Origin of the sequence: Arthrobacter sp. 18067 (genome assembly GCF_902706295.1) — a bacterium.
Classification (GTDB): domain Bacteria; phylum Actinomycetota; class Actinomycetes; order Actinomycetales; family Micrococcaceae; genus Arthrobacter.
This window is the reverse complement of record NZ_CACSJJ010000120.1, coordinates 1-387: the sequence shown is the minus strand read 5'-3', so window position 1 is coordinate 387 and position 387 is coordinate 1. Positions and strand designations below refer to the sequence as shown.

Sequence of the window (387 nt, the reverse complement as noted above, 5' to 3'; positions counted from 1 at the left end):
CATCTGCACGGCGTGAAAGTGCCGGAGCAGGTCTCGGTGATTGGCTTCGATGACATCGTTCTGGCGCCCTATATGATCCCGGCGCTGTCCAGCGTCAAAATTCCGGTGACGGAGATGTTCAAAGAGAGCATTAACCGGCTGATTTTTATGCTCGACGGCGGCGATTTAAAATTCCAGCAAACCTTCCCCGGCGAGCTGATTGAGCGCGACTCTCTTACCGCTGGCCCCGGCGTCTGAGATCGTCATCTGTCATCGTCACATCTGACGATGACAGAAATCAGCTAATTAATTCCTTTTACTATCAATGTGATAAAAACTGGAACGTATTATGCATACTCCGGCGCGTAACCTTCTTACTGCTGGAGAAATGGATGAACCGTTTCATTA

1 protein-coding gene is annotated in these 387 nt (G+C 49.6%); it reads left to right on the top strand.

Going from position 1 to position 387, the window contains the following annotated elements:
- The coding region (locus GVL04_RS24365; protein WP_159709189.1) for a substrate-binding domain-containing protein at positions 1-237 on the top strand (237 nt) is incomplete at its 5' end.
- Between the last annotated feature and the right edge of the window lie 150 nt (positions 238-387).